Source organism: Paenibacillus sp. FSL W8-0439, from assembly GCF_038008995.1.
Taxonomy (GTDB): Bacteria; Bacillota; Bacilli; order Paenibacillales; family Paenibacillaceae; genus Paenibacillus; species Paenibacillus polymyxa.
In genome coordinates this window covers 1423335-1449059 of sequence record NZ_JBBPAK010000001.1, presented here as the reverse complement: position 1 = coordinate 1449059, position 25725 = coordinate 1423335, and the positions used below count along the sequence as shown (strand labels likewise).

Sequence of the window (25725 nt, the reverse complement as noted above, 5' to 3'; positions counted from 1 at the left end):
GTGTTCTTATAATCATTAGTTCTCACAGGAGATGCCTGCTTCCTGCTCTAGTATAGCTATAAAACGCTCTATACGTTCTTCATTCGGCAGGTGGCAGAACACCTCATTTACCCCCTGATTGATCAGTAGGATGCTCCCCTTAGTATCCGACAATTCCTTTTCCAGCTTAGCCAGCGAAATATGGTGATAATTAATGAATTTGATCCAAGGAATACCCATATTGCAGGAATAAAAGATGATTCGTTGGGACGTTACTGCCAGCATTCCACAAAGCGGTATCTTCTCGGAGCTTTGCTGCAAATCATACGTACACCTAATAAAGGATCGGATGTGTTCGCCGGCTTCTAACGTCAGATTAATGGCTCGTAGCTCTTTTTCATCTGTTTTCATCCCGTCTCATCTCCTATTCGAAGTTCAGGAACGAGTCGCAGCTCCATGACCTCAAATCAGCTTTTGCGGCTTGCCCCGTCGACCTCAAAGATATGTACAACTTAACATGGGCACAGGATGTTATCAACAAGCAAGCGAGCACTGTTATTGAGCAAAAATCAGCAATCTGTACCTTATACACTAGATAGTATTTTGGTGATTTATTTAGGTGATTGGTAATGTGAATTTCAGAAATGAGGAATGGTATACGCTTCTTCTTGGCAAGCTAATGTGAGAATACGTCAGAACGGAGAAGAAGCCTGATGAAATATAACCGTTTGCTATGCGCTGGAATCGCTGTTTCTTTGCTGAGTATTAGTCCTTGCCCCATTCCATATACGAATGCACAAGACACATCATACGCCTCTCCCGCTCCTACAAAGGGAAGAGCCTATTACGAAGAACGGGGCGACATTGTATGGGAAGTTCCTACCCATCGTAAGCTTATCGCTCTCACATTCGATGATGGACCGGACGAAAGCAATACTCCTGCCATTCTTGATTTACTTCAGAAATATGATGCGAAAGCGACCTTTTTTGTCGTCGGCAGCCGTGTAGAAAAGCTGCCACACCTTGTAAAACGGGAACGAGAGGAAGGACATGAAGTTGGCAACCATACCTTCCTTCATTCATCCTTTCAATATATTTCCCGTAACAAAGCTTTGTCCGAATTGAATCAAGGTCAGGCGAGCATCGTTCAAGCAACTGGTGCGGGGACACATCTATTTAGACCACCAGGCGGCTCCTATAACGATACACTGGTCAAGCTATCCAAAGAGAAGGGACTGAAAATTATTTTATGGTCCTGGCATCAGGACACCCTAGATTGGCGTAAGCCCGGTGTACACCGTATCGCTGATAAGGTGCTTCGCAATGCCCGTAACGGTGATATTGTCCTCATGCACGATTATGTACATCAAAGTACACAAACCGTTGATGCCTTGAAGATTATTCTCCCTGAGCTCAAGAAAAGAGGTTATTCCTTCGTCACTGTATCTGAATTACTCTCTAATCGAGAAAAGCCGGATGGGCTGATTGAAGTGAATAAGTGAAAGAGCAATGTTGTACTTGTGACCTAAGATGATGGATCAGAAACTAGCCCCATGTTATCATGTGTACGCAAATAATCGTACATATCATGTCATGGGGATTTGTTTTCAGTAGCTTGTTCCAGCAGTTTTAATGCTGTTTCTTCCGTTGTGACGAGCACATTCATGTAACCCCCATTCAATGCACCCAGGATTCCTGGAACCTTTTCTAATGATTCTGCTATACCGACAGAAAGCTTCGCCTTTTTGATTTGCTCCAGCGAAATGGTAAGGGTCCTATCTTCCAAACTTGTTTTGATCGAAGTACCGCTTTCGTCAAAGAAACGCGAGCAAATATCTCCGGCCGCCCGCCCATCTTCCAATTCTGTAATAAATGCATCGCCATAAAATCCTCTCCACTTCTCGTGCCCCTGCAATTTGGCTGAGCCAATGCCAAATAACGCAATATCCAACTTATCCCAATAATCAGAGATTGTCTTGAAGTAAGGGGAATTTATCAATTGCTCTCTGGTTTCCCTCTGCTCTGTAATCGCCGGTGCATCAATCATTAATGAACGGGCGTTCCACTTAAACGCTGCTTGATAACAAATAGTGTTCACATGGTAGCGGCTCTCTAGTTTTCCTGAGGGCCCGCCGACCATGGGAATGAACGTTACAAAAGGGCGGTTGTCGGTGGAGAATTCATCCACTACACTTGCTAGACTGCTTCCCCAAGAAAAACCGATAACATCCTTAGACTGAACCTTATGCTGCAGCCAATCTGAGCAAGCCCGGCCTATGGCTTTACGCTTAAGATGGCTTGGCTGAGCTGGATCGGTCATAACAACAATAGCTTCCTGAAGTCCAAAACATTCGCATAGCTTCTGCTCCAGTGGAAGCTGGTCGGCTGTCCCATAATTAATTGTAATACTCACAATCCCCTCTTCTCGTACCCGCTTCAACATCCGGCTGATAGTCGTCCGGTAAATGCCCAGCACTTTAGAAATTTCGCTCTGCGTCATATCCTGCTCATAATACATTTGGGCAACCTTAATTAAAAGTTTTCGGTCTTCCTGCAAATTCATCATCTCGCCCTCCCTTTGCGCATATTGCATTTGACAGATAAAAAAACCGTCGATATACTGTAGGCGATCATTTTGCACATATTTTATTATAATGCACAAATGTGCATAGAATCAAATAATACGGGGAGATGATTACTTTGAGCACGGATACGATAAAAAACAAATGTGCCAAAGAAGCTCTAACTTATATCCGAGATGATACAGTCATTGGACTGGGAGGTGGAATCACCATCTCCTATTTAATCAGGCAGATTAAAGAATCTGGTCGGCGCGTTAAGGTAATAACCCCTTCCGGTGCTACAGCCGCCCTTTGTATCCAGCATGGTCTGCCGCTGCTTCCGTTATGGTCTGTGGAGCAGATTTCCGTTGCTTTTGACGGCTGCGATGAGGTCGATGAACAGCTACGGGCGCTGAAGAGCGGCGGCGGCATTCATACCAGGGAGAAACTGGTCGCAACGATGGCGGAGCACTACATATTACTGGTTGATGAGAGCAAGGTGGTAAAGGAACTGACCTTTAGTCATCCTGTCGTACTTGAGATTCTTGAGGATGCACTATTTTATGTCCAAAAATCGGTTACCAGCCTGGGCGGCAACGGAATGGTCCGCAGCAGTCCAACTAAAGATGGGTATACCATTAGCGATTACGGGCATTTATTAATGGATGTTTTTTTTCGGGAAAGGATAGATATCGAGAAGATTCAGAGCAGCCTAAAAAAGATTAGCGGAGTAATCGAGACATCATTGTTCACGGAGGAAGTGACAGGAGTGCTCGTTGGGAGCGAGCATGGAGTCCGATTTATGTCCAAAAAAATAGACACACCAAAATAAGAACGGGGGCTTAACCATGAATCATTTGAAGTGGGGTATTATCGGACCAGGATCGATCGCTGCAGAATTCGCAGTCGCCCTAAATGAGCTTGGCGGAACACTGTATGCAGTATCCTCACGCACACTAGAGAAAGCTGAGGAATTTGCCAGCCGACACGGTGCCTTGAAGGCTTACGGCGGACACAGCGAAATGCTGCAGGACCCTGAGCTGGATGCGGTCTACATCGCCACACCGCACAGCCACCATTACCGATACGTGATAGACAGCCTTTCGATGGGAAAGCATGTCCTCTGCGAAAAGTCCATCACGATAAACAGCGCACAGTTACGCGAGATTGCTCGTCTTGCCGAAGAAAAACAATTAGTAGTGGCTGAAGCGATGACAATCTACCACATGCCACTTTATAAAAAGCTACGGCAGCTTCTGGACGACGGGGCCATCGGCCGTTTGAAAATGATTCAAGTCTCTTTCGGCAGTCATAAAGAGTACGATGTGAATAACCGCTTTTTCAGTAAGGATCTGGCGGGAGGGGCGTTGCTGGATATTGGAACATATGCCCTATCATTTGCCCGTTATTTTCTTTCGGAGCAGCCTCAAGAAATTCTATCGACTGTCAAACGCTTTGAGACAGGTGTCGATGAACAATCTGGAATCATTCTGAACAACAATGTAGAGGAAATGGCCGTCATCTCTCTGGCGATGAGATCTAAAATGCCCAAGCGGGGCATTGTGGCTGGGGAATTAGGATATATCACCGTGGATAATTTCCCTCGGGCCTCCAGCGCTACTGTTCAATATTTGGACGGAACTGTAGAACTGATTGAAATAGGAGATAGTGCTAAAGCACTGCAATATGAGATTGAAGAGATAGAGAGCCGTATTTCCGGAAAAAGTAACCGGAATACCCTACCGCTCTCCCTCGACGTTATGGATATCATGAGTCAGATACGAGAGCAATGGGGAATTAAATACAGCTTCGAATAACAGGGTTATCCACTGTGTAGCCTGGGGATGAGATTCTTGTATATGAGGTATACAAGAATCTCATGTTCTTATCCTCAGCAGCTTTCCAAAGCTGTACCTGCCCTCTCAGTCCAATGTTTTGGAGGCCAGCCATTGCATCATCGTTGTTTTCTTTCCGTTAATCAGCTTTGATACTTCATTGTTATATACGTAAATCCAGGACCAGTGGCCATTATATTCATACGGTGTTTTGTCGCTCTTCTTGTACAAACCAGAAGTATCCACTACATTATCAAACAACGACATATGGACATCCTTTGCTCCCGCATTCACCAAACGGTTATAGGTCGGAATCATGTAATCGTTGGGTGGAACTACGGTGTCGGTTTTGGCGGCGACAAACCAGATCGGCAGGTCCTTCATGTCATTAATTTGTTCATCGGTGATAAGGCTATCCTTCAAGGCTTCACACGCCACCACAGCTGCTGCAAAATAGTCTTTATAATCACGGATCAGCAGCATAGTCATGTATCCACCGTTGGAGTCTCCGCCAATGTAGATTCGATCTGTATCAATGTCTTTGTTTTGGGCCACGTATTCCTTAATTAAGGACATCAATGCTTGCTCGTACTTCGAGGTTCCGTCTCCAAAGCCTGTAAAACCATCCATCCAGTAGGTTGGGGTCTGAGGTGCCAGCACATAAGCCCCGCCAAAATAAGATTGAATATCCTTAGAGGCAAAATTCGCTGCCTTATTTCCCGAAATTGGAATCGTCGGATCTGTACCTCCCTCTCCCATACCATGCAGCCAGATCACCAAAGGGTTCTTCACTTTGTCTTTTGCTGGTGCGTAGTTCGCGTAAGTTAAAGTAACCCCATCAAATGTAGCTTTGCCAGTTGTAAACTGATCAACAAGCTTCCGGATTTCACCTGAGGAAGTATCAATCTTCAATCCGGAAATTGTTCCTGATTGGGTTTTAATAGCCTTTTGCTGCGTGATCGTATATTTGTTATCATTCCATCCGTTAAACCCGGAACCTGCATCATAATGAATAGCGGAACCCAATGTTAAGGACGGACCGATTTCCATTTCCAGCACAACGTAGCTTCCGGTTTTCTTTACAGGGTTGCCGCTTTTGTCCGATACATAGGCCTTGGTGACCTTCCTGTTACCTTTTTCAATAAAGGAATTTACCAACCTATTGTCGCTTCTTTCCACATGTACCTTAAATGTATCCTTTGTTATCGCATCTTTGGGTACCGGCTTACCCAGGTTAACAATGATCTTCGTAATGGCTGCTCCCCAATCCTTCACCTCCGCAACCGTCCGGTATGAGGTGGGCTGTACCTTGGCATCCTTGGCCCATGCACCGGAGCTGAAAGCAAAGGTCGTACTGACAGCTAAAGTGAATAACATAGATGTTTTAGCAACCTTTTTAAACTGTTTAAACATGATGTCTTACCTCCTAGATCCATTAATAAAACGCTTACATTATTAATTTTAACGATTTTTTTATTTGCATCCTGCCTTTTATTAGCCTAATTCAGGTCAATTACTGACTCCTTGCTTCAGAAAGCCTCTTGTGCTTTTTACGATATTGATGAGGCGTCACGTGATAAACCTTTTTAAATACCCTGGCAAAAGACTTCTCGTTCGGAAATCCGTGTTCCAGCGCAATTTGTATAATAGAATGATCTGTACTCATAAGAACACGGAAAGATTTCTCCAGACGGATGGCGTTGATATATTGAAAGAGCGTCAACCCTACATGCTTTACAAAAAAACGGGACAAATATTCGGGAGACAATCCAAAAACCTGAGCTATGGAATCCAGGGATAGGCTCTGATCGTAATTTTCTTTGATATAATCAGTTATCAATGTCAGCCGCTCCAAATATTTATTCGTGTTAAAGCCAGGGAGCGATTCGTTGTCAATTTTAAAATGCATTAATAAAAGGTACACCAGTCTATAAGATAGAGACGTTAAGTGAATATGTACTAAAGGGTCATTGTTCTGATTGAGATAAGCTACAAATAATGTGTTTAACAGATCACGCAGCTCCTTAAAATGCTGTAATCTCTGCTCGTTGGTTTCGAAAATGGATATACAATCAAATAAAATGGGATTACTATCCTTTATATTTTCTCGAATAAATCCTGAAGGAATCTGAACGGTTATAGCCTGTCTACCTTGGCCCTTAGCCACAGAAAAGGAATGAATAGCATTCGAATTAATGAGCACAATATCTCCTTCTCTGGAGCTATAATTCATGCCATCTATATAGATATTGTCGATTCTTCCTGAGAGTACATAGGATATTTCGATGCTGTCATGCCAATGCCTAGGTATGTATGCTGGTTCATTGGAGGAATGAGCTATAATTTTTAATGGAAAATGATTGTCTGCCTGGACTAGCTCATATTTGTATTCCAAGTTTGTCGCTCCTCTCAGATGTGAACATCATAATAGAAGAAACGGCTTCGACAGGTTGTCTAAACCGCCATATTTAACCTTCCTGTCTCTATAAACAAAAAAACCTAAGATAACAAAATACATAAGATCCTTGGATCTTAGCATTTGGTTCCTTAGGTTTTGCCTGCGTAACAGTAACAATCCCAGTGCTATTCATTTTCAATTAACTAAGCTAAGTATATAGAGGGTTGAAATTTATGTCAACGCTTTCACTTAAGGCGTCTAACCCTCAACTAGCGGTGATGTCCTTTAGCTTCATATGCCCGTAGCTCTCCAGCCACATCTGTTTTGCCTTATGCTGCTCGGTATCTCTTTCTGGTCGTTTCCCCTAACAAAAAAGAACGAGCTTCCGTAGCCCGTTCCTTTATTTATGATCCTGTTTTTTGAACTTTGAAGATCATATTTAAACCAAAACCAATCAGCACGAGTCCCGTGACCTTATCGATCATATTTTGAACTTTGGGTGACATTAACCATCTTCTTATGTAACTTAACAATAATACGATTGTAGTAAACCATATAATCGAAAGTAGAGCATAAAGAGAGCCCATCAGTAAAAACTGCAAACTGGGATTATAGCCCGGTAGAACAAATTGCGGTAAGAACGTGAGAAAAAAAATAGCAACCTTCGGATTGAGTGCATTGGAAACCAATCCTTGTGTAAACGCTGATTTTCTAGAATTCTCTTGCTTCTCTTGAACCAAATTACTCTTTCCTTTTTTTATAAAGGAAGACAGCCCCATATATATCAAGTAAACTGCCCCTGCATATTTGACTACCTCAAATGCTACAGCCGACTTCATTAATATGAAAGAAAGCCCCAATGCGGCTGCCAATGTATGAACGAGAGCTCCGCTAGTTAAACCTAGTGCAATTTTGAAACCATCTTTCTTGCCATCAGTGAGAGTTCTTTTCGTTATTAATGCAAAATCAATCCCTGGTGACATGACAATAAAGATGAGCAGTATCGTAAATGCCAATATATCATTCATAATGTGCCTCCAGATGAAATTTCAGATACACAATACTAACGCGTTATCAGCTATATTTCAATACCTAACATTCATCCTTTTGAAGCTAATGCGCCACTCGTACGATTTTAAGAATCTTCTGAAAATAAGATTTTTTTGTAAATAATGTTTTTTTGATAACAGAAAATAATCAAAGTCTCCTACCAGCGGTTCATAGACTTCCCTTTGCGAACCAGACTTTTCAGGAACAGAAAGAGCAGCGGCGATGTCCTTAAGTCGCATCGCCCCGCTGCTCTCCAACCACATCTGTCTGGCTTTGCCCCGTTCAGGGATTCTCTCTCTAGGCATTTCCATATCTCAGGTCTCTGAATAATTAGACAAACTGACCGGATAAAAGACATAAACCTTAAACCTTTTACTGAATAAGCTACTACTAAGCAACAATATTAAGGCGTCAACTTTAATATTGTCATAGTTGTATTAATATTATTGTGCAACTGAGCAGGAGTTGCATTGGCATTTACCAGTTGTATTGTAGTTGGAACTGTTGTAACGGTTATAATAACTTCAGCTGCGGTAGGTCCCCCACCATTGCCTGAAAAAGGTAAGGGTGTTATAGGAGTTCCGTTAACAGTGAGATTGAAGTCCGCATCACCTTGGTTGTGGATAGAAAATGAGATGAAGTAGCTCCCCGTCTCGTTAATCGTTATCGTTGGAGATGGAGGAGTAAAAGTAAATGCACCACCAACATTCGCTAAAACCCCAGTAAAGGTAATGGGTGAGTTACCCGGAACTGTGTCAGTCCCCGTACCAGGATCTGCTCTGAAAACACTTAAAAAGTCTGATATCCCGACGCCTGCAGGCCCTGCTGGCCCCGTAGCTCCTGCTGGTCCTGCTGGCCCTATTGCTCCTGCTGGTCCTACTGCTCCTGCCGGTCCCGTTGCTCCTACTGGCCCTGCAGGGCCAGGAATTCCTTGGAAACCTTGTAGCCCTTGCTGACCTTGAGCACCTGGAACTCCCTGTGGACCTGGCAGTCCCTGGGGTCCTTGAGGTCCTTGAGGCCCTTGAATTCCTTTAACAATGACCTTCGGCAAAACTTTGAATTTTTTAACTGAACATCTTCTAAATTTTCTCCGATGCATTTTCTTTTGCCAACAATAATGTCTAAACATAATTAATGGTCACCTCCAAAGTCTAGTCAAATTAGCTTATTGTGCAATTAACCAAAAAGATTGGGCTGTTGACTTCATCTAGGAAAAGATAGGCATAGGCCTGTCCGTATGCTCCAACTCGTTGGTCATGATCTTAAACCTCTGTGACCGCCCACCTGTTCTCGGCGTGTGTTGTATGCTTTTCCAACAAAAAAAGGACTAGCTCAACAGCTAGTCCTTAATGATTGGGTTGAAAAGTACTACCTTCTATTATTTTTGGGTAAATGCGATTTTTAAGCCGATGAGTGTAAATAACGAGCCTTGAATATAATTGATTTTTTTAGAAAAGGATGGATTTCTCCGTAGAAAGGAGCCTACTTTTCCAGCAAAAATACTTATCAAAATAAAAAGCACTAAAGTTTGTATTAAAAATACCACTCCAAGAACTAGCATTTGAATAGAAACATTACCGCTTTCTTGGTTTACGAACTGAGGAAGAAAAGCCAAGAAAAAAAGTGATATTTTTGGATTCAACACATTCATGATGACACCTTTTTTATACAATGATTTGTAATTCAAGGTATCACCACTCTTGAGTTCAAAACTCGTATCTTTTGCTCTAAATGACTTATACGCCAAAAATAATAGATAAGCTGCTCCAGCGTATTTGATTACTGCAAATGCCAAGGAAGATTGATAAATTATTGCTGCGAGGCCGAAGGTTGCTGCAAAAATATGAACCAACAATCCCGTGCAAAGGCCTAAAGTAGTAAATATCCCTGCATTCCTACCTTTTGCTATGCTCTGTGTCAGAGTGAACACGTTGTCGGGACCCGGCATAATGGTGAGAACAATTGCTGCTCCCAGAAAAGCTAATATAGTTTGAAGCTCCACACAACTTCCCCCTTTGGATAATTTGCATATATACTACACCACAATATGTATAGAAGCTATTAGAGCAAATGATTGATGTAAACTGCCGAATTACAGAAACTCCGCTGCAAGCTACATGAGCACTCATGGTGTAGCAATGGTATAGAAAAGGGCTCCCTCTCGGGAGCCCTTTAAATAGCGGGATTACAGGGTTTTGAGGCCCTTATTACATCATGCCGCCCATTCCGCCCATGCCGCCCATGTCAGGCATTGCAGCCTTTTCTGGTTCTGGCTTGTCAGCGATCACTGCTTCAGTAGTCAGGAACATAGCCGCTACGGAAGCAGCGTTTTGCAATGCATAACGAGTTACTTTCGCAGGGTCAACGATACCTGCGTCAATCATGTTTACCCACTCGCCAGTAGCTGCGTTGAAACCAACGCCTACTTCTTCGCGTTTCAGACGCTCAACGATAACAGAGCCTTCTTCGCCTGCATTAGCAGCAATTGTACGGATTGGAGCTTCCAGAGCGCGCAACACGATGTTGACGCCTGTTTGCTCGTCGCCTTGCAGTTCAACAGCAGCAACTGCATTGTATACGTTCAGGAGCGCTACACCACCACCGGATACGATACCTTCTTCAACCGCAGCACGGGTTGCGTTCAGAGCATCTTCGATGCGCAGTTTGCGTTCTTTCAATTCTGTTTCAGTAGCCGCACCGACTTTGATTACTGCTACGCCGCCGGACAATTTAGCCAGACGCTCTTGCAGTTTCTCTTTGTCGAACTCGGAAGTAGTTTCTTCCAGTTGCGTGCGGATTTGGCTAACACGAGCGTCGATGTCGGCTTTGTTTCCAGCACCGTCAACCACAATCGTGTTTTCTTTTGTAATACGCACTTGACGTGCTGTACCCAGTTGGTCCACAGAAGCTGTTTTCAGGTCCAGACCCAGTTCTTCTGTAATTACTTGGCCGCCTGTCAGGGCAGCGATATCTTGCAGCATTGCTTTACGACGGTCACCAAAGCCAGGAGCTTTAACAGCTACAGCATTGAATGTACCACGCAGCTTGTTGACAACCAGCATAGCCAGCGCTTCGCCTTCGATGTCTTCAGCGATCAGAACGAGTGGCTTGCCTTGTTGTACGATTTTTTCAAGCAATGGCAGGATTTCTTGTGTGTTTGTGATTTTCTTGTCAGTAATCAAGATATATGGATTGTCCAGTACAGCTTCCATTTTGTCCGTATCTGTAATCATGTACGGAGAAATGTAGCCACGGTCAAACTGCATACCTTCAACTACTTCCAGTTCTGTTGCAAAACCGCGGGATTCTTCAACAGTGATGACACCGTCTTTGCCCACTTTTTCCATAGCTTCAGCGATCAGTTCGCCTACTTCATCATCAGCAGCGGAAATACCAGCTACTTGAGCAATGGATTGTTTGCTTTCGATTGGTTTGGAGATAGCTTGCAGTTCAGCAACTGCTGCTTTAACCGCTTTGTCGATCCCTTTACGGATACCGATTGGGCTTGCGCCAGCAGTTACGTTTTTCAAACCTTCAGTGATGAGGGCTTGAGCCAAAACAGTAGCCGTAGTCGTACCGTCACCAGCTACATCGTTTGTTTTGGTTGCTACTTCTTTAACCAGTTGAGCGCCCATGTTTTCGAACGCGTCTTCCAGCTCGATTTCTTTTGCAATCGTTACACCGTCATTAGTGATGAGCGGGCTACCGAATTTTTTCTCCAGTACAACGTTACGGCCTTTCGGTCCGAGTGTTACTTTAACAGCGTTAGCCAATGCATCTACCCCGCGCAGCATGGAGCGGCGAGCGTCTTCACTGAATTTAATGTCTTTAGCCATTTGTGATAAACCTCCCTATGGATTATGAATGATTTGTTTCAATTCCTATATTTAGGTCTTGTCCGGGTCCCGGTTAACCGATGATCGCGTGAATATCGCTTTCTTTCATAATCAAATATTCTTTACCTTCATATTTGATTTCCGTTCCAGCGTATTTGGAGAAAATGACACGGTCGCCTTCTTTTACTTCCAGAGGAATACGGGCACCATCTTTCAATGCGCCTGCGCCAACCGCGATAATTTTGCCTTCTTGCGGCTTTTCCTTGGCAGAGTCAGGAAGTACGATTCCGAAGGAAGTCGTTGTTTCTTGCTCAATTGCTTCCACCAATACGCGTTCACCCAAAGGTTTGATCATGAAAAATAGCCTCCTTATTAAGTGTTTATCCTGTAATTTGGTTGTTATGTTGTATGTATTAGCACTCAACAGTCGTCAGTGCTAACAACCAACTTTATGATACTCAACTTGAGATTGAATTTCAAGTCCCTAATGTATTTTTTATGGGAATTTTTATGGGCAGCCATTCACGATTATATCCACCTATCCTAAAAATAACCGTTAACTCAAGGCTAATGGTTATTTTTAAGACAGCTATGTTGATCAATTTTAGAGAAATTAGTTATTGAGCCGTTCAGGCCCTGCTTATTATTCCGCAGCTACACGCAATTGGGCCTCCCGTTCCTCCTGTGCACGCAGTTGCTTGCGGTACACGACTGATGACAAGTATACACTCGCTTCATACAGCACCAGCAACGGAATCGCCACCAAAAAATCGGATATAAAATCCGGCGGAGTGATAACAACAGCGACAAAAACAAGCAGGAAATAAGAAATCTTCCGCCATTTGCGAAGCCTCATCGGGGTTAATACACGAATCCCTGTCAGAAACATGATCAGCAGGGGGAGTTCAAACAGCAACGCTACAGGCAACACAATATTAAACATAAAGGTGAAATATTGCGCAATACCGTACGTTTCCTGCAATCCCATACTTTTGGTGACGGACGATGTAAACTGAATCGCCATCGGGAAAATAATGAAATAAGCAAAAGCTGCGCCAATAATGAACAAAAGCAGCACATAAGGCACATATCGCAAGGTTGCACTCCGTTCTTGCGGCCTTAATCCCGGGCTGACAAACTTCCACAATTGGTAGCATGCAAATGGTAACGCCACTGCAATCCCAATGATCATGGCGATCTTCATGTAGATACCGATTCCGTCCCAAAAGGAAAATGCATTTAACTGAAAAGCTTGCGCCGAACCGGAGCGAATAAGCCAGTTATAGACAGAACCCGCCGCGAACAATCCACCAACCAGCGCCAATACAAATACAATCAGCACATAAATTATTCGTCGACGAAGCTCACCCAGATGTTCCATTAGCGGCATTTCATGCTCTGATGGGGTCAAGCCTATTCCTCCTTTCTGAACGGAACGCAGCAGCGCCTCCTAAAAAATAAAGCCCTTCACTGAAGAAGAGGCTCATGTTTGTTATACAAGCAGCAAAAATGAATAACTAAATCTATGACAAGCGTTTATCCTCAGGCTGAGGTTGAACTTCTGACGTCGTCTGTGATGCTTGGACCACACTATCTTTGCTTTCTTTACGCCCAGTCCGTTCATCTTCAGATAAAATATCGCGTGCCCCGTTTTTAAATTCACGGAATGTACGCCCTACAGCTCGGCCCAGCTCAGGCAGCTTGTTCGGACCAAATAGCAGCAGCGCCAGAATAATTAACAAAATATAACCCGGTGCTCCAATATTGGGCATGTGTAGTAATCCTCCTTATGTTGACGGACAAAATGAGAACCTCTGTCCATATACGGCCATATAAATTCTTACAGGTATCATACCACACACACGGGCTGCCTTCTACCGGAACTGACCTGTCACCATGAGCAGCGCTTCCGGGAGCTGATCCATAATTGCTGCCAAGTTTTCATGCACGCCTTTGGGCGTTCCTGGCAAATTAACAATCAATGTACGTCCGCGTATCCCCACGATTCCACGAAAAAGCATGGCCGCCGGATTTTTCTGCATCACGATCATTCTCATGGCTTCCGCCATACCTGGCACTTCCCGCTCCACGACCCGTCTGGTCGCCTCAGGTGTCACATCACGGATCGCCAGTTCGGTTCCGCCCGTAGTTAGCACCAAGTCTGCATGAAAATAATCGGTCATTTCGATTAAAGCCGCAATAATCTCATCCGGTTCATCGGGAACGATCCGGTATTCCACAATCTCTCCGCCCAGTTCTTCTTCGACGAGTTCCCGGATGACCTGTGCGCTTGTATCCTCACGCTCTCCCCTTGCCCCTTTATCACTGGCTGTTAGGATCGCCGTTTTCCACACCATAAGATCACCCTTCTCCTATCATGAAAGAATACTTTCTCTTCTGAAAATCAGAAACAGCCACGCTGCATCCTCCATCACATCACAGTACCCTCTCGGCGACAATGTTGTCTATGTCAAGGTTTCCGGTGGTCCTCCCTTTGAAAATCCCCATGCTTGCCACCCGTTTTGGATTGCAGCATGGTAGGGCCGATGATCATATCTTTTTGCAGCGCCTTGCACATATCATACACGGTTAACGCTGCGGCTGAAGCCGCTGTCAAAGCTTCCATTTCTACACCCGTCTTACCCTCGGTCTTCACTTCAACTTCAATATGAAGCACATCATGTCCATTATCGGAAAAAGTAATGTTCACGCCTGTCAGAGCCAGCGGATGACACATCGGTATCCAGTCTGACGTTTTTTTCGCGCCTTGAATCCCCGCGACCTGGGCCACAGCAAGAACATCACCCTTGCCGATTCTGCCTTCTTTTACAGCCGTCAATGTAGCCGGGTTCATCGTAATCTGAGTCACGGCGACTGCTGTACGAACCGTAGACGTTTTGCCCGAAATATCTACCATACGAGCTCGTCCCTGTTCGTTAAAATGAGTAAAGGAATCCACGACTCCCTCACAGCTCCTTTCACATACCCAACTTTACTTCATTCATCATTTGTCGATTTTGCATGGTTACAATCTAAGCGTCCTTCAGGTGTAAACAGCACGTCCACTCGCAAATCTCCTGGCTCCATGGGTACTTGTGCCAACAATTGTCCCGGCAGCAGCAGCGAGACATAAAGCGGACCTAAAGAGCCGTTATTACGCTTCTCTGCCTCTACCTGTGCGGTAAAGCGATCATAGTAGCCTCCGCCATAGCCGATTCTGCCTCCACGACGATCAAAGGCCAAGCCGGGCACAACAACCCAGTCGATTCCCGTCCACATTTCAGGCAACCATTTCTTGCATGTCAATGCAGGCTCAGGGATGTTCCATACGCCGGGCACCATATTTTCATACTGATCCATCTCCCTCAGCTCCATGGTTCGGGTTACCGAATCCACTCTCGGGGCCAAGACACGATCTCCCTGTGACCAGCAATGCTCAATGAGGGGAGTCGTAGAAATCTCGCTGCCAAAAGAGAGATAACTAAATAATGTTAGCTTATCCCCGTTTCTGTCTATTCTAAGCTGCTCCCATGCCTCGATTGCATGCCGACAGGCCACAGCCGATGCCTTCTGCCTTGTCAGCGGGTCCATGGAGTCACGCGCTTCCCGTTGCTGTACACGCAGCGCGTTCTTCACATTACAGACATCCACACATCCGCCCTCCCGCACAATCGTCGATAATCATCAAAACGTTACAATTGTCCCATTTGTCAGTAAGTGCTGTACGTTGCAAGTTTTTTTCATTCTTTTTCACTTCTCGTTTAAGTTTATCATTGTTTATACAAATTGACTATACGAGGCTCAAGGGTTTCGGGGGTGAAAGCAGTGCAATAGTGGGTAATTTCATGTAAACTGGAAAGAAGGTACCTGCGAAAAAGGCAGGAAGAACTGTGCAAAATGTAATGGAGGAACGATACGCTATGCTATTGCAAGTAACCGGAATTACTAAATCCTATGGAATTGAGCCCGTTCTGGACGGGATTAACCTTCAAATATTGGAACGTGAACGTATTGGGCTGGTAGGTGTGAACGGTGCAGGCAAATCGACCCTGCTCAAAATCATTGCTGGTGAAATATCCTATGACAGTGGACAAATCTTTAAAGCGAAGGAAACCAGCATCGGTTATTTGGCGCAAAACAGTGGCTTAAATTCTGACCGTTCGATCTGGGATGAAATGATGCTGGTGTTCACACCGCTGATTGAAGCAGAACGAGAACTCCGGCAAATGGAGCAGGAAATCGCCGATCCGGCCAATGCGCAGAACGAAAAGCGTTATGCCGATCTGCTCGAACGCTATGCACGACGCTCAGATTGGTTCAAGGATCACGGTGGTTATGAAATGGAGACCCGTATTCGCAGCGTGCTGCACGGCATGGGCTTTGGTTCATTTGCACCCGAAACGCCTGTAGCCACCCTAAGCGGAGGTCAAAAAACCAGACTTGCGCTAGCGCGCATCCTACTGCTCGCTCCAGATGTCCTTATGCTCGATGAGCCTACCAACTATCTGGATATTCAAACACTGACGTGGCTGGAAGACTATTTGCGCGGCTACTCCGGCTCGCTGCTGGTCGTATCACATGACCGATATTTTCTGGATCGACTAGTGACGACGATTATTGAAATTGAGCGCCATCGCTCCACCCGCTATACAGGCAACTACAGCCGCTATATGGAACTAAAGGCTGCCGAGTATGAAACAAACATCAAGCATTACGAAAAGCAACAAGAGGAAATCGCACGGATGGAGGCATTTATACAACGCAATATCGTGCGAGCCTCTACAACCAAACGTGCCCAGAGCCGCCGCAAGCAGCTGGACAAAATGGAGCGCATGGATCGACCTATGGGCGATTTAAAAAAAGCCCACTTTTCTTTTGAAACTGCCTATATGTCGGGTAAGGAAGTATTAGAGGTGCGTGACCTTTCCGTAGCGTATGAGGGGAAAAAGCCTTTATTTCAGCATGCATCCTTTGACTTAAAACGTGGAGATACGGTGGCACTGATCGGTCCGAACGGGATCGGAAAATCGACTTTGCTCAAATGCCTGACTGGCTCACTTAAACCTGCTGCTGGGTCCATCCACTGGGGTACGAAAATCAAAATCGGTCTGTATGACCAGGAGCAGACAAACCTGAACCCCGCCAATACTGTACTGGAGGAGTTGTGGAGCGAATACCCTCATATGGAAGAAGCACGGATTCGGACAGTGCTGGGTAATTTCCTATTTAGCGGTGACGATGTACTAAAAAAGGTAGCTTCATTAAGCGGAGGAGAAAAAGCCCGCGTATCCCTGGCCAAGCTAATGCTGCGCGAAGCCAACGTATTAATTCTCGATGAGCCTACCAACCATCTGGATCTATTTAGCAAGGAAGTCCTGGAAGCGGCTTTGATGGACTATGACGGTACGCTCTTGTTCATCTCCCATGACCGTTATTTCCTTAACAAAATGGCTGAACGTGTCATTGAGCTTCATCCTGAAGGAATAGAACATTTCCTGGGGAATTATGATGACTATGTAGCCAAGAAACAAGAGTTGGAGGAAATCGCACAGGAGGCGCTCGAGGCAAATCAGAGCAATCGTGGCAAGGCCCCATCTGCCTCTGCGTCCGTAGCAGACGAGACCACTCCAAAATCACGCGCGGCCACCTATGCGGCAGACAAACAAGCCAAAAGCGAGGAACGTAGTCGTCAACGCAAGCTGGAGGCATTGGAAAACAAGATTAAAACGCTGGAAGAACAAATTGTAGGCTTGGAGGAACAAATGACCATGCCTGAAATTTATCAGGATTACACGGCACTTCAGGATATTCAGGCACAACTCGACACCCATAAACAGGAATTGACTGAAACCTATGCATCCTGGGAGGAACTGCTTGAGGCATAAAGCTGCTGCATAAAATCTTAGCCATAAAAATTTCACATTTCCCTCTTCTATTTTTTGTACACAAGAATATCCACAACTTTTGTGTATGGACGATATTGAAAAATGGCCTTTTAGGCCATTTTTTTATTGATAAAACGCCACCTTCAAATGAAAACCAAATTTATCCACTCCTTTACCCACATTATCCACAGATTTCACAATCAATATAGCTATGAAATATCCCCCATCCTACTATCACCTAAAAGTCTTAGCCTGCTTGCTTCGAGCCTGTTTATCCACATTTTGAACGGTATATGTGGATAACTTTGTTCACTACTTGACAAATCACATCATTATTCGGGCAGTATAAAATTTTCATGTTTTTTTGGTGGAACATGAAAAATCGTGAACAATTGTGACGAATCATGCGAGGAAATAAGATGCTGGCAATCATTCGCTCAAACTCCTGTATTTTATCCTCTTGAAATTCTATTTATATATATGTATAGCGCGGAATAAAAAAAGACACGACCCTGAATGTGTCGTGTCCTTCCTATTCGCTCAATTAAGTTTGAACAGACCACTCTTCCAGAGACAGCCCTGGATCAGCTTTCATGTCCAATGAGGTGAATTCTCCGCGCTTCCACTTGGCGTATGCCGCGGCACCGATCATCGCTGCGTTATCTGTACAGTATTTCATGGAGGGTACAAGCAGTTCGATGCCTTCACGCTCACAGCGTTCCCGCAATGCTGTACGTAGTCCACGATTAGCAGCAACACCGCCGCAAAGCAGCAGCTGCTTCGCACCGTATTCACGCATAGCACGAATCGCTTTTTCCACCAGCACCTCTACGACCGACTCTTGAAAGCCTCTTGCAATCGCTCCCGCATGAACGGTTTCTCCGCGCATTTTCGTCTGGTTAATTACATTCAGCACCGCCGATTTCAAGCCGCTAAAGCTAAAATCATAAGAATCCGGCTCCAGCCATGCACGCGGCAAAGTAACCACTTCCTCCGATTCATGGGCTACACGATCCACATGCGGACCGCCGGGATATGGAAATCCGATGGCTCGCGCTACTTTATCGTAGGCTTCTCCAACCGCATCATCCCTTGTACGACCAATAAGTTGAAAATGACCTTCGGACTCCATCAGCACTAGCTCGGTATGCCCTCCTGACACCACGAGAGCAATGCACGGATATACAATATCATGCTCCAACTGATTTGCATAAATATGTCCCGCAATATGATGCGTTCCGATTAACGGTTTGCCGAACGCCATAGCAGCGCTCTTGGCGGCGACTATACCAACCAGCAATGCGCCAACCAGTCCTGGTCCTTGCGTCACGGCAACCGCTGAAATCTCACGGGGGCTGATTCCCGATGTTTGCATAGCCTCGTCCAGCATATAGGTAATGCTTTCTACATGTTTGCGCGACGCTACCTCTGGCACAACACCGCCAAAGGCTTTGTGTGTTTCAATCTGACTGGAGATCAGATTCGAAAGCACCTCTGTGCCATTTTTCACGACAGAAACAGCCGTTTCATCACAACTCGTTTCCACTGCCAGTATATAGCAAGGCTCGCTAGAGGCAGAGCCTGTACCTGCTTTTTCCGCTTGCGTCATTGCTCCTGCACGCTTCCTTCCTGTTCACCGGATGCCCCGTGTGCGGGAAGATCCGCCCACATAATCACGGCATCCTCGTTATTATCCGAATAATAGCCCTTGCGTACACCTGCAGGCTTAAAGCCCTTTTTCTCATACAAGCCCTGAGCGATCCGGTTCGTTACCCGGACCTCTAGGGTCATACGCTCCATCCCTAAATAAGAGGCAGTCTGCATCAGCTCATCCAACAGCTTGTCTCCAAGCTTGCGTCCACGATAAGCCTCACGAACCGCAATATTTGTAATATGCGCCTCATCCATAATCGTCCACATGCCTGCGTAACCAATAGCTCGTCCATTAAGCTCCATAATCATATATTTAGCGAAATGATTCATCGTCAGCTCATTGCGGAAGGCTTCCTCCGTCCACGGCAGCGTGAACGCTTCATGCTCAATCTCCAGCACATCGGGGATGTCATCCAGTTGCATTAAGCGAAACTCAAGTTTCTCTTCCCGCTGTATGTTCTTTGCCATGTTGCTCACCGCCTCTTCAGCGCTGACGAAGCAGATTGGCTTCCGCCTCCGCCAGCTGGGTATAATTCGGAACCAGCGTATGTAGCTCGTCATATTCCTGACGAAGCAGCTTATCCGCCCCAAGGCGGCCAACCCATTTTCCTTCCAGCTCATACGGTACAATACGAAGCTCGCTCCATGCACGCAAGCGCTCCGCTGTTTCGGCGTGAATCGTCGTTTCACCGACGAGCCAAATCACCGCGGGACGCTCTTCGACAGGCAAAACCTCCAAACGTTGCAGCAGATCATCGGTCCACGCAGTCATCAACCGGATAGCATCCGCCTCTAACCGCTGCGGGCTACCGCTGTCGTTAACTGAATTCGCAGTGAACAGCCCCGTGTACACCTGACCACGGCGGGCATCCAGCACAGGCACAATCCAATCTGCTGCCTGCGTCCCAGACGAGTCGTTATTCGCAGACTCATGTTTACCTTCTTGCCCCTTCATTTCGATACCATGATTCCATCCACCCCAAGCCAAAGCCTGCAAAGTGGAAATGGATGTCACCGGAACCCCCCAGGCCCAAGCTAGTGTCTTGGCTGCGGTCACCGCGATTCGGATGCCAGTGTAAGATCCCGGTCCAACACCTACTGCAAGACCGTCCACATCATCGCGTGTCAGTCCTGCTTCGCTCAAAAGCCCTTCCAGCTCAGTAATGACATGCACCGAGTGATTGCGTTCGCCATAAACATTACTTTCTCCCAGCAGCTCTTTTCCGTTCATCAGGGCGGCCGCCATTACAGTCGTCGCTGTATCTAACGTCAAAAACCGCTCACGCGGCTTTTCATTTACATCTGTATGCTCTCTTTGCATGGTTCAAACTCCATTCTCCCGCAAGCTGCGGCACCATTGTTCATAAGGCTCGCCGTACCCGGTCAGGTGAATCAAGCGCTCCCCTACATCCGTTGTTTCTATATACATGTGAAGCCGCTGATTCGGCAACATATCCGGTATAATACTACCCCATTCCACCAGACATACTCCAGTCCCGTAAAAGTATTCGTCCAGCCCCAGATCCTCCGCCTCGTCCTGAGAGATACGGTATACATCCATATGATACAAAGGCAATCGGCCCTCGTACTCCTTAATGAGGGTGAAGGTTGGACTATTTACGATACCCGGCACCCCTAAATGGCTGGCAAAAGCCTTGGAAAAAGCAGTCTTGCCCGCTCCCAGATCTCCATCCAGCACAATCACGGTTCCGGGAACCGCTTGGGCTGCCAAAAAGCCTGCTAATGTCCCGGTCTGTGCCTCTGAGACAGAACGGAATACAAACTGTTCCTGCGAAATTGTCATCTCTTTTAATCACCTTTCGTCCGAATCGGACCGTTCCAACTTGTTCTTTATTATATAGTTCACCTTATGTCGCCGCAAGGCATGAAGACATGCTATTGTAAGTTAAGTGTTACACATAGGGAGGGAATCGAACTGATGGGACAAACCGTTTTACTCTTGATTGATGTTCAGCAGGCTATGTTCATGTATGATGAGAAGCTGTATCGTGAACAGGAAGTTGTAGCGCATTTGCAGCAGCTTTTAACCGAAGCCAGAGCTTCTGGTACACCGGTCATTTTCGTGCAGCATACCGATGAAGCGGATGAGGATTTCCGGGAAAACAGTCTAGGCTGGGCCATCGCAGACGTGGTGCGTCCTCTTCCTCAGGAACGAATTGTCCGAAAATCATCCTGGGACAGCTTCTACCAAACTGAATTGCGTGATGTGCTTCAGGGATTGGGGGCAAGCCAGCTGATTATTGCCGGAATGCAGACTGAATTTTGTCTCGACACGACTTGCCGAAGTGCCTATAGTCTGGGATACCAGAACAACGTGCTCGTATCGGATGCGCATAGTACATTTGATAGCAAGGTACTAAGCGGCGAACAAATCGTAGCTCATCACAACGCAGTGCTAGGTAATCGTTTTGCGCGTTTGCTCACGACGGCAGACGTACATTTTTCGTGAGCTGTTGAAGTAAAATTTTTACGTTCCAAGCCGATTGCTTTCAAGCAGTCGGCTTCTTTTTTGTTCACCCGAGCAAATAAAAAAACACTGACGTTATAACGTCAATGCTATAGGTGGCCCAGACATATATGGATTGATATTTATCCGAATTCCAAATGTATTCATTTGGATTGGCAACCTACTTTGCTTTTTTAGATGCTATAAGTCGGTTGCGAATTTACATATAGAGGGAGTTTTCCCCTGCGATGAGCTAAATGAAATTTACCAAGAAATTTTTTTCACAGATTGATTTGCACTTTCGTATTTAACATAAAATTCAATTTTTGATCACTATTTTCAGAAAAATCAAGAAATTAACAGAAAACATTAGAATGACCTACTTATTGTGGACGATATGGCTCTATAAACATCTGTATTTGGATCTATGTAAAGATTTGAACATTGAGCAAAATCTGTATTAGAACTATGATAATTCTGGTTTTAATTTCCAGAAAGGAAAGAAGGCGATCGGACCGTCATACTCACTGTCTTAGGCACCATGATATGCCCGCATGTAAATGTATCTTGCAGTTTTTACGTTTCGTAGGTTAGGACCGGAATTACGAATGGAAGTGCAGTCATGGATGTAGTGTGTCCTTGAACACAGCGAAAGGAATGTGAGTTTTTATGAAAAAAGTAGCTATAGTAAGCCCGTTGAGAACAGCGGTCGGTTCATTTAATAAAGCTCTTGCCCCCCTGAGCGCTCCTGAACTGGGAGCAACCGTGATGACAGCATGCCTTCAGCAAAGTAAATTAGAGCCTTCTTTGATTGATCAAATTTTTATGGGAAATGTTCTTCAAGCGGGCAATGGTCAAAATCCTGCCAGACAGGCGGCACTAAAAGCCGGTATCCCCATTGATGTACCCGAATCAACGATAAACACGGTTTGCGGTTCAGGACTTCATGCCGTCGCGTTAGCTTACGATTCCATATTGGCAGAACAAGGAAACATCGTCTTGGCCGGTGGCATGGAGAGCATGTCGAACGCCCCTTATCTGCTAAAAAATGCTAGAAACGGCTACAAGCTCGGTAACGGTGAATTGGTAGACTCCTTGGTGGCCGATGGCCTAACATGCCCGATCAACCATTACCATATGGGAATTACCGCCGAAAATGTTGCCGAAAAATATGGAATTTCAAGACTTGAGCAAGATGCATTTGCTTATGAAAGCCAGATAAAGGCTGTCGAAGCAAAAAACAACAAGGTTTTTGAAGAGCAAATTGTTCCGGTCATGATCAAAAACAAAAAAGAAACTACTTATTTCACAGAGGACGAACACATAAGAGGAAATACGACGAAAGAAAAACTTTCTCAGTTAAAACCTGCGTTTAAAGAAAACGGAACGGTTACTGCGGGAAACGCTTCGGGCATCAATGATGGTGCGGCGGCTATGCTAGTCGTGTCGGAAGACAAATGTAAGGAACATGCGTTAAAGCCGTTGGCATATATCAAAGGTTACTCGCTTGTTGGTGTTGACCCTGCATATATGGGAATGGGACCGGTAAAAGCCATTTCGTCACTGCTGAAGAAACAGGGAATGTCTATAGATGACATTGATCTCTTTGAAATTAACGAAGCGTTCGCTGCACAAGCTCTAGCGGTGCAAAAAGAGCTTGGAGTTAATCCAGAGAAAGTCAATGTCAATGGCGGCGCGATCGCAATTGGTCACCCTGTTGGTGCAAGCGGTGCTAGGGTATTGGTTACGTTGGTTCATGAAATGGTACGCAGATCTTCACGTTATGGCGTAGTCTCGTTATGCATTGGAACGGGTATGGGAATAGCCATGCTGGTTGAAAATGCTCTCATTTAAAGTGCTTGTTCAAGATAATTGTTGAAATACCTCTTAAAAAGGAAGGGAGATCGCTATGAATCAAAAAGATGTACTTTCACTCCAATCCATGCCTGCGGCCAGTGGTAGTTATGGACGTCCGCCATGCCGGTTCATCAACCGGGAATTCTTTATTATTACCTATGAATCCGATCCCGCGGCGATTAGACAGGCGGTCCCTGAACCTCTTCAGCCGGATGGAAGTAATACGGTTTCCTATGAATGGATCAAAATGCCCGATTCATCCGGTTTAGGAAGCTATGAGGAAAGCGGCATTGTCATTCCGTGTACTTATAATGGAGAACCGTGTAATTTTGTTGCCCAAATGTATCTGGATAACGCACCTGCTATTCTGGGGGGACGTGAAATCTGGGGATTTCCGAAAAAATGGGCGAAACCTCGCCTGATCGTTGAGGATACAGAGACGCTGACGGGTACCTTGCATTATAATAACGCCCTGGTAGCCATGGGAACCACCCCTTTCAAATATAACGTTCTTGATGAAAAGGAAACGGCTAAAGCCATTGCAAAAACGCAAGTTAATCTGAAATTAATTCCTGATGTGGACGGTACCCCTAAAATTGCTCAGTTAGTGGCGTATAATCTCGAAGATATTACTGTAAAAGGCGCCTGGTCAGGACCTGCCAGATTAAGCCTGATCCCCCATGTCAACGCTCCGGTGGCAGATTTGCCGGTTAGAGCTTATGTTGGCGGAAAACATTTTATTGCCGATTTAACACTTCCATATGGAAGAGTCCTATACGATTATCTCCAATAAAGCTTGCTTCCTAAAAAATAGATAAGGAGACAGAACCATGAATAAAAAAGTAAACTCCGCTGAAGAAGCAGTTAAGAAAATTAAAGACGGAGACACAGTGATGGTTGGAGGTTTTATGCAAGGAGGCATTCCGGAGGAGCTGGTGCGTGCGCTTGTCGACACCAATTCCGCTGATAATCTTACGATTATTTCCAATGACACAGGCACACCGGAATTATCTATTTATAGACTTGTAAAAAGTGGAAGAGTCAAGCGAATTTTCGCATCCTATATTGGCTCCAATCCCGAAACAGGAAGGCTCTTGATGACAAAAGAAGCGGACGTTCAACTCTTCCCGCAAGGAACGCTTGCTGAAAAAATACGCGCAGGTGGTGCTGGTTTGGGTGGTATTTTAACCCCTGTGGGTGTAGGCACCATTGTAGAGGAAGGAAAAAAGAAAATCAAAATTGACGAAAGAGAATATCTGCTCGAACTGCCGCTGAAAGCCGATGTGGCGCTTATCAGAGCCCATAAAGCTGATGAAGCAGGGAACCTTGTCATCAACGGCTCTTCACGCAACTTCAATTTGGTGATGGCTACCGCAGCCGAGTATGTAGTTGCTCAGACCGATGAATACGTTAAGGCCGGTGAAATTGACCCCAATCATATCAATGTTCCTGGAATATTTGTCGATGCGATTGTAAAGGTAGGTGGAGACAATGAATAACAGAGAATTGATTATTAGAAGAATAGCCCAGGAATTCAAAGACGGCGAAGTGGTCAACCTGGGTATAGGATTGCCTACCATGGCAGTGGACTATATCCCCGAAAACGTTAATATTATGCTGCAGGCGGAGAACGGAATTGTCGGCGTTGGTCCCAAAGCAGCTCCGGGAAAAGAAAGACTCGATTGTATCGATTCAGGCGGAAACTACGTTACAACCGTGAAAGGAGCCTGCTTTATTGACAGTGCGCTTTCGTTTTCCATTATACGTGGAGGGCATGTGGACGTTACCGTTCTGGGTGCCCTGGAGGTCGATGAGAAAGGCAACCTTGCAAACTGGATGATCCCAGGGAAAAAGGTGCCAGGCATGGGCGGAGCCATGGATTTGGTGGTTGGAGCCAAGAGAGTGATTGTAGCCATGGAGCATGTGAACAAAAATGGGGCGCCGAAAATACTGAAACAATGCAAGCTGCCCCTAACCGCTGTAAATGTGGTAAAGACCATCGTAACCGAAAAGGGTGTCATCGATGTTATTCCGGGTAAAGGGCTGATGCTCAAGGAAATTGCTCCAGGTTTGTCGGTGGAAGATGTTCAAATGGCAACAGAGGCTGAGTTGATGGTTTCTCCACATTTGAAGACCATTGCAGTGTAAAAACCAGTTCCACCTTCAAATTAACTTGTCTTGCGTTTAACTTGTCTCCCCAATCG

General features: G+C 45.4%; 28 protein-coding genes and 1 pseudogene. 9 read left to right on the top strand and 20 right to left on the bottom strand.

Annotation, left to right across the window (positions count from 1 at the left end; genetic code table 11):
* Positions 1-15 precede the first annotated feature (15 nt).
* On the bottom strand, positions 16-390 hold the full coding sequence (locus MKX36_RS06130) for a hypothetical protein (RefSeq protein ID WP_045244059.1): 375 nt from the start codon (positions 388-390) through the stop codon (positions 16-18).
* Between the two features lie 302 nt (positions 391-692).
* On the opposite strand from MKX36_RS06130, the gene MKX36_RS06125 reads away from it, so the two are divergent.
* Positions 693-1481 carry a polysaccharide deacetylase family protein gene (locus tag MKX36_RS06125; protein ID WP_031463100.1) on the top strand — a complete coding sequence of 263 codons (789 nt, stop codon included), beginning with the start codon at positions 693-695 and terminating at the stop codon, positions 1479-1481.
* Between the two features lie 89 nt (positions 1482-1570).
* Here MKX36_RS06125 and MKX36_RS06120 read toward each other — a convergent pair whose 3' ends face one another.
* The gene (locus tag MKX36_RS06120; RefSeq protein ID WP_340864411.1) at positions 1571-2542 is read right to left on the bottom strand and encodes a sugar-binding transcriptional regulator; all 972 of its coding nucleotides are present in this window, start codon (positions 2540-2542) and stop codon (positions 1571-1573) included.
* Positions 2543-2679: 137 nt separating this feature from the next.
* Between MKX36_RS06120 and rpiA the strand changes: the two genes are divergently transcribed.
* Positions 2680-3372 (top strand): ribose 5-phosphate isomerase A, encoded by a 693-nt coding sequence (rpiA, locus tag MKX36_RS06115; protein ID WP_340864410.1) that lies wholly within the window; start codon positions 2680-2682, stop codon positions 3370-3372.
* Positions 3373-3388: 16 nt separating this feature from the next.
* On the top strand, positions 3389-4357 hold the full coding sequence (locus MKX36_RS06110; RefSeq protein ID WP_340864409.1) for a Gfo/Idh/MocA family protein: 969 nt from the start codon (positions 3389-3391) through the stop codon (positions 4355-4357).
* Positions 4358-4462: 105 nt separating this feature from the next.
* Here MKX36_RS06110 and MKX36_RS06105 read toward each other — a convergent pair whose 3' ends face one another.
* The 14 genes and pseudogenes from MKX36_RS06105 to MKX36_RS06040 all read right to left on the bottom strand — a co-directional run bounded on the left by MKX36_RS06105 (position 4463) and on the right by MKX36_RS06040 (position 15310).
* Complete coding sequence (locus MKX36_RS06105; protein ID WP_340864408.1) at positions 4463-5788, bottom strand: prolyl oligopeptidase family serine peptidase; 1326 nt, start codon at positions 5786-5788, stop codon at positions 4463-4465.
* A 100-nt stretch (positions 5789-5888) separates the two neighbouring features.
* A complete protein-coding gene (locus MKX36_RS06100) occupies positions 5889-6770 on the bottom strand; it encodes an AraC family transcriptional regulator (protein ID WP_340864407.1) in 882 nt (293 codons plus the stop codon).
* Positions 6771-7038: 268 nt separating this feature from the next.
* Positions 7039-7113 (bottom strand): annotated as a pseudogene (locus MKX36_RS06095) (phage terminase small subunit-related protein); the annotation flags it as partial.
* 64 nt (positions 7114-7177) lie between these two features.
* Positions 7178-7801 (bottom strand): LysE family translocator, encoded by a 624-nt coding sequence (locus MKX36_RS06090; RefSeq protein WP_025364287.1) that lies wholly within the window; start codon positions 7799-7801, stop codon positions 7178-7180.
* A gap of 57 nt (positions 7802-7858) precedes the next feature.
* Entirely contained in the window at positions 7859-8086 is a 228-nt protein-coding gene (locus MKX36_RS06085; protein ID WP_230877442.1) for a hypothetical protein, read from the bottom strand.
* 140 nt (positions 8087-8226) lie between these two features.
* Positions 8227-8952, bottom strand: coding sequence for a collagen-like protein (locus MKX36_RS06080; RefSeq protein WP_107734013.1), 726 nt, complete (start codon positions 8950-8952; stop codon positions 8227-8229).
* A 249-nt stretch (positions 8953-9201) separates the two neighbouring features.
* Positions 9202-9825, bottom strand: a complete 624-nt coding sequence (locus MKX36_RS06075) for a LysE family translocator (RefSeq protein WP_016821195.1) — start codon at positions 9823-9825, stop codon at positions 9202-9204.
* A gap of 205 nt (positions 9826-10030) precedes the next feature.
* Positions 10031-11659, bottom strand: a complete 1629-nt coding sequence (groL, locus tag MKX36_RS06070) for a chaperonin GroEL (RefSeq protein ID WP_016821196.1) — start codon at positions 11657-11659, stop codon at positions 10031-10033.
* Between the two features lie 73 nt (positions 11660-11732).
* Entirely contained in the window at positions 11733-12014 is a 282-nt protein-coding gene (gene groES, locus MKX36_RS06065; protein ID WP_007429271.1) for a co-chaperone GroES, read from the bottom strand.
* Positions 12015-12302: 288 nt separating this feature from the next.
* Positions 12303-13070, bottom strand: a complete 768-nt coding sequence (tatC, locus tag MKX36_RS06060; RefSeq protein ID WP_016821197.1) for a twin-arginine translocase subunit TatC — start codon at positions 13068-13070, stop codon at positions 12303-12305.
* A gap of 112 nt (positions 13071-13182) precedes the next feature.
* Positions 13183-13431, bottom strand: a complete 249-nt coding sequence (locus MKX36_RS06055; protein ID WP_016821198.1) for a twin-arginine translocase TatA/TatE family subunit — start codon at positions 13429-13431, stop codon at positions 13183-13185.
* 102 nt (positions 13432-13533) lie between these two features.
* A complete protein-coding gene (locus tag MKX36_RS06050; RefSeq protein ID WP_013369877.1) occupies positions 13534-14016 on the bottom strand; it encodes a MogA/MoaB family molybdenum cofactor biosynthesis protein in 483 nt (160 codons plus the stop codon).
* Between the two features lie 113 nt (positions 14017-14129).
* The gene (gene moaC / locus MKX36_RS06045) at positions 14130-14618 is read right to left on the bottom strand and encodes a cyclic pyranopterin monophosphate synthase MoaC (RefSeq protein WP_017426496.1); all 489 of its coding nucleotides are present in this window, start codon (positions 14616-14618) and stop codon (positions 14130-14132) included.
* Positions 14619-14656: 38 nt separating this feature from the next.
* On the bottom strand, positions 14657-15310 hold the full coding sequence (locus tag MKX36_RS06040) for a 5-formyltetrahydrofolate cyclo-ligase (RefSeq protein ID WP_340864406.1): 654 nt from the start codon (positions 15308-15310) through the stop codon (positions 14657-14659).
* A 269-nt stretch (positions 15311-15579) separates the two neighbouring features.
* Between MKX36_RS06040 and MKX36_RS06035 the strand changes: the two genes are divergently transcribed.
* Positions 15580-17544: an ABC-F family ATP-binding cassette domain-containing protein gene (locus tag MKX36_RS06035; protein ID WP_044785774.1), complete on the top strand. Its 1965-nt coding sequence runs from the start codon at positions 15580-15582 to the stop codon at positions 17542-17544.
* A gap of 544 nt (positions 17545-18088) precedes the next feature.
* Here MKX36_RS06035 and tsaD read toward each other — a convergent pair.
* Genes tsaD through tsaE form a run of 4 tightly spaced genes read right to left on the bottom strand, consistent with a single transcriptional unit; the run spans position 18089 to position 21001 of the window.
* On the bottom strand, positions 18089-19153 hold the full coding sequence (gene tsaD, locus MKX36_RS06030) for a tRNA (adenosine(37)-N6)-threonylcarbamoyltransferase complex transferase subunit TsaD (protein ID WP_019686444.1): 1065 nt from the start codon (positions 19151-19153) through the stop codon (positions 18089-18091).
* A complete protein-coding gene (rimI, locus tag MKX36_RS06025; RefSeq protein ID WP_013369872.1) occupies positions 19150-19665 on the bottom strand; it encodes a ribosomal protein S18-alanine N-acetyltransferase in 516 nt (171 codons plus the stop codon). Before rimI ends, tsaD begins: the two co-directional genes overlap by 4 nt.
* Positions 19666-19681: 16 nt before the next feature.
* Positions 19682-20518 (bottom strand): tRNA (adenosine(37)-N6)-threonylcarbamoyltransferase complex dimerization subunit type 1 TsaB, encoded by an 837-nt coding sequence (gene tsaB / locus MKX36_RS06020; protein ID WP_340864405.1) that lies wholly within the window; start codon positions 20516-20518, stop codon positions 19682-19684.
* 3 nt (positions 20519-20521) lie between these two features.
* A complete protein-coding gene (gene tsaE, locus MKX36_RS06015) occupies positions 20522-21001 on the bottom strand; it encodes a tRNA (adenosine(37)-N6)-threonylcarbamoyltransferase complex ATPase subunit type 1 TsaE (protein ID WP_016821205.1) in 480 nt (159 codons plus the stop codon).
* Positions 21002-21136: 135 nt separating this feature from the next.
* Here tsaE and MKX36_RS06010 point away from each other — a divergent pair, with 135 nt between their 5' ends.
* The 5 genes from MKX36_RS06010 (at position 21137) to MKX36_RS05990 (ending at position 25669) form a co-directional block, all read left to right on the top strand.
* A complete protein-coding gene (locus MKX36_RS06010) occupies positions 21137-21667 on the top strand; it encodes a cysteine hydrolase family protein (protein WP_016821206.1) in 531 nt (176 codons plus the stop codon).
* Positions 21668-22333: 666 nt separating this feature from the next.
* Positions 22334-23518 carry an acetyl-CoA C-acetyltransferase gene (locus MKX36_RS06005; RefSeq protein WP_016821208.1) on the top strand — a complete coding sequence of 395 codons (1185 nt, stop codon included), beginning with the start codon at positions 22334-22336 and terminating at the stop codon, positions 23516-23518.
* A 55-nt stretch (positions 23519-23573) separates the two neighbouring features.
* On the top strand, positions 23574-24314 hold the full coding sequence (locus MKX36_RS06000; protein ID WP_031463089.1) for an acetoacetate decarboxylase: 741 nt from the start codon (positions 23574-23576) through the stop codon (positions 24312-24314).
* 37 nt (positions 24315-24351) lie between these two features.
* On the top strand, positions 24352-25020 hold the full coding sequence (locus MKX36_RS05995) for a CoA transferase subunit A (protein WP_025364277.1): 669 nt from the start codon (positions 24352-24354) through the stop codon (positions 25018-25020).
* A complete protein-coding gene (locus tag MKX36_RS05990; protein ID WP_013369865.1) occupies positions 25013-25669 on the top strand; it encodes a 3-oxoacid CoA-transferase subunit B in 657 nt (218 codons plus the stop codon). Before MKX36_RS05995 ends, MKX36_RS05990 begins: the two co-directional genes overlap by 8 nt.
* Positions 25670-25725: the final 56 nt, after the last annotated feature.

Excerpts from the sequence above, each read along its gene's own strand:
- MKX36_RS06130 (WP_045244059.1), bottom strand. The coding sequence starts at position 390 with ATGAAAACAGATGAAAAAGAGCTACGAGCCATTAATCTGACGTTAGAA.
- MKX36_RS06125 (WP_031463100.1), top strand. The coding sequence starts at position 693 with ATGAAATATAACCGTTTGCTATGCGCTGGAATCGCTGTTTCTTTGCTG.
- MKX36_RS06120 (WP_340864411.1), bottom strand. The coding sequence starts at position 2,542 with ATGAATTTGCAGGAAGACCGAAAACTTTTAATTAAGGTTGCCCAAATG.
- MKX36_RS06110 (WP_340864409.1), top strand. The coding sequence starts at position 3,389 with ATGAATCATTTGAAGTGGGGTATTATCGGACCAGGATCGATCGCTGCA.
- MKX36_RS06105 (WP_340864408.1), bottom strand. The coding sequence starts at position 5,788 with ATGTTTAAACAGTTTAAAAAGGTTGCTAAAACATCTATGTTATTCACT.
- MKX36_RS06090 (WP_025364287.1), bottom strand. The coding sequence starts at position 7,801 with ATGAATGATATATTGGCATTTACGATACTGCTCATCTTTATTGTCATG.
- MKX36_RS06085 (WP_230877442.1), bottom strand. The coding sequence starts at position 8,086 with ATGTGGTTGGAGAGCAGCGGGGCGATGCGACTTAAGGACATCGCCGCT.
- MKX36_RS06080 (WP_107734013.1), bottom strand. The coding sequence starts at position 8,952 with ATGTTTAGACATTATTGTTGGCAAAAGAAAATGCATCGGAGAAAATTT.
- groL (WP_016821196.1), bottom strand. The coding sequence starts at position 11,659 with ATGGCTAAAGACATTAAATTCAGTGAAGACGCTCGCCGCTCCATGCTG.
- groES (WP_007429271.1), bottom strand. The coding sequence starts at position 12,014 with ATGATCAAACCTTTGGGTGAACGCGTATTGGTGGAAGCAATTGAGCAA.
- MKX36_RS06055 (WP_016821198.1), bottom strand. The coding sequence starts at position 13,431 with ATGCCCAATATTGGAGCACCGGGTTATATTTTGTTAATTATTCTGGCG.
- MKX36_RS06050 (WP_013369877.1), bottom strand. The coding sequence starts at position 14,016 with ATGGTGTGGAAAACGGCGATCCTAACAGCCAGTGATAAAGGGGCAAGG.
- MKX36_RS06035 (WP_044785774.1), top strand. The coding sequence starts at position 15,580 with ATGCTATTGCAAGTAACCGGAATTACTAAATCCTATGGAATTGAGCCC.
- tsaD (WP_019686444.1), bottom strand. The coding sequence starts at position 19,153 with ATGACGCAAGCGGAAAAAGCAGGTACAGGCTCTGCCTCTAGCGAGCCT.
- rimI (WP_013369872.1), bottom strand. The coding sequence starts at position 19,665 with ATGGCAAAGAACATACAGCGGGAAGAGAAACTTGAGTTTCGCTTAATG.
- tsaB (WP_340864405.1), bottom strand. The coding sequence starts at position 20,518 with ATGCAAAGAGAGCATACAGATGTAAATGAAAAGCCGCGTGAGCGGTTT.
- tsaE (WP_016821205.1), bottom strand. The coding sequence starts at position 21,001 with ATGACAATTTCGCAGGAACAGTTTGTATTCCGTTCTGTCTCAGAGGCA.
- MKX36_RS06010 (WP_016821206.1), top strand. The coding sequence starts at position 21,137 with ATGGGACAAACCGTTTTACTCTTGATTGATGTTCAGCAGGCTATGTTC.
- MKX36_RS06005 (WP_016821208.1), top strand. The coding sequence starts at position 22,334 with ATGAAAAAAGTAGCTATAGTAAGCCCGTTGAGAACAGCGGTCGGTTCA.
- MKX36_RS06000 (WP_031463089.1), top strand. The coding sequence starts at position 23,574 with ATGAATCAAAAAGATGTACTTTCACTCCAATCCATGCCTGCGGCCAGT.
- MKX36_RS05995 (WP_025364277.1), top strand. The coding sequence starts at position 24,352 with ATGAATAAAAAAGTAAACTCCGCTGAAGAAGCAGTTAAGAAAATTAAA.
- MKX36_RS05990 (WP_013369865.1), top strand. The coding sequence starts at position 25,013 with ATGAATAACAGAGAATTGATTATTAGAAGAATAGCCCAGGAATTCAAA.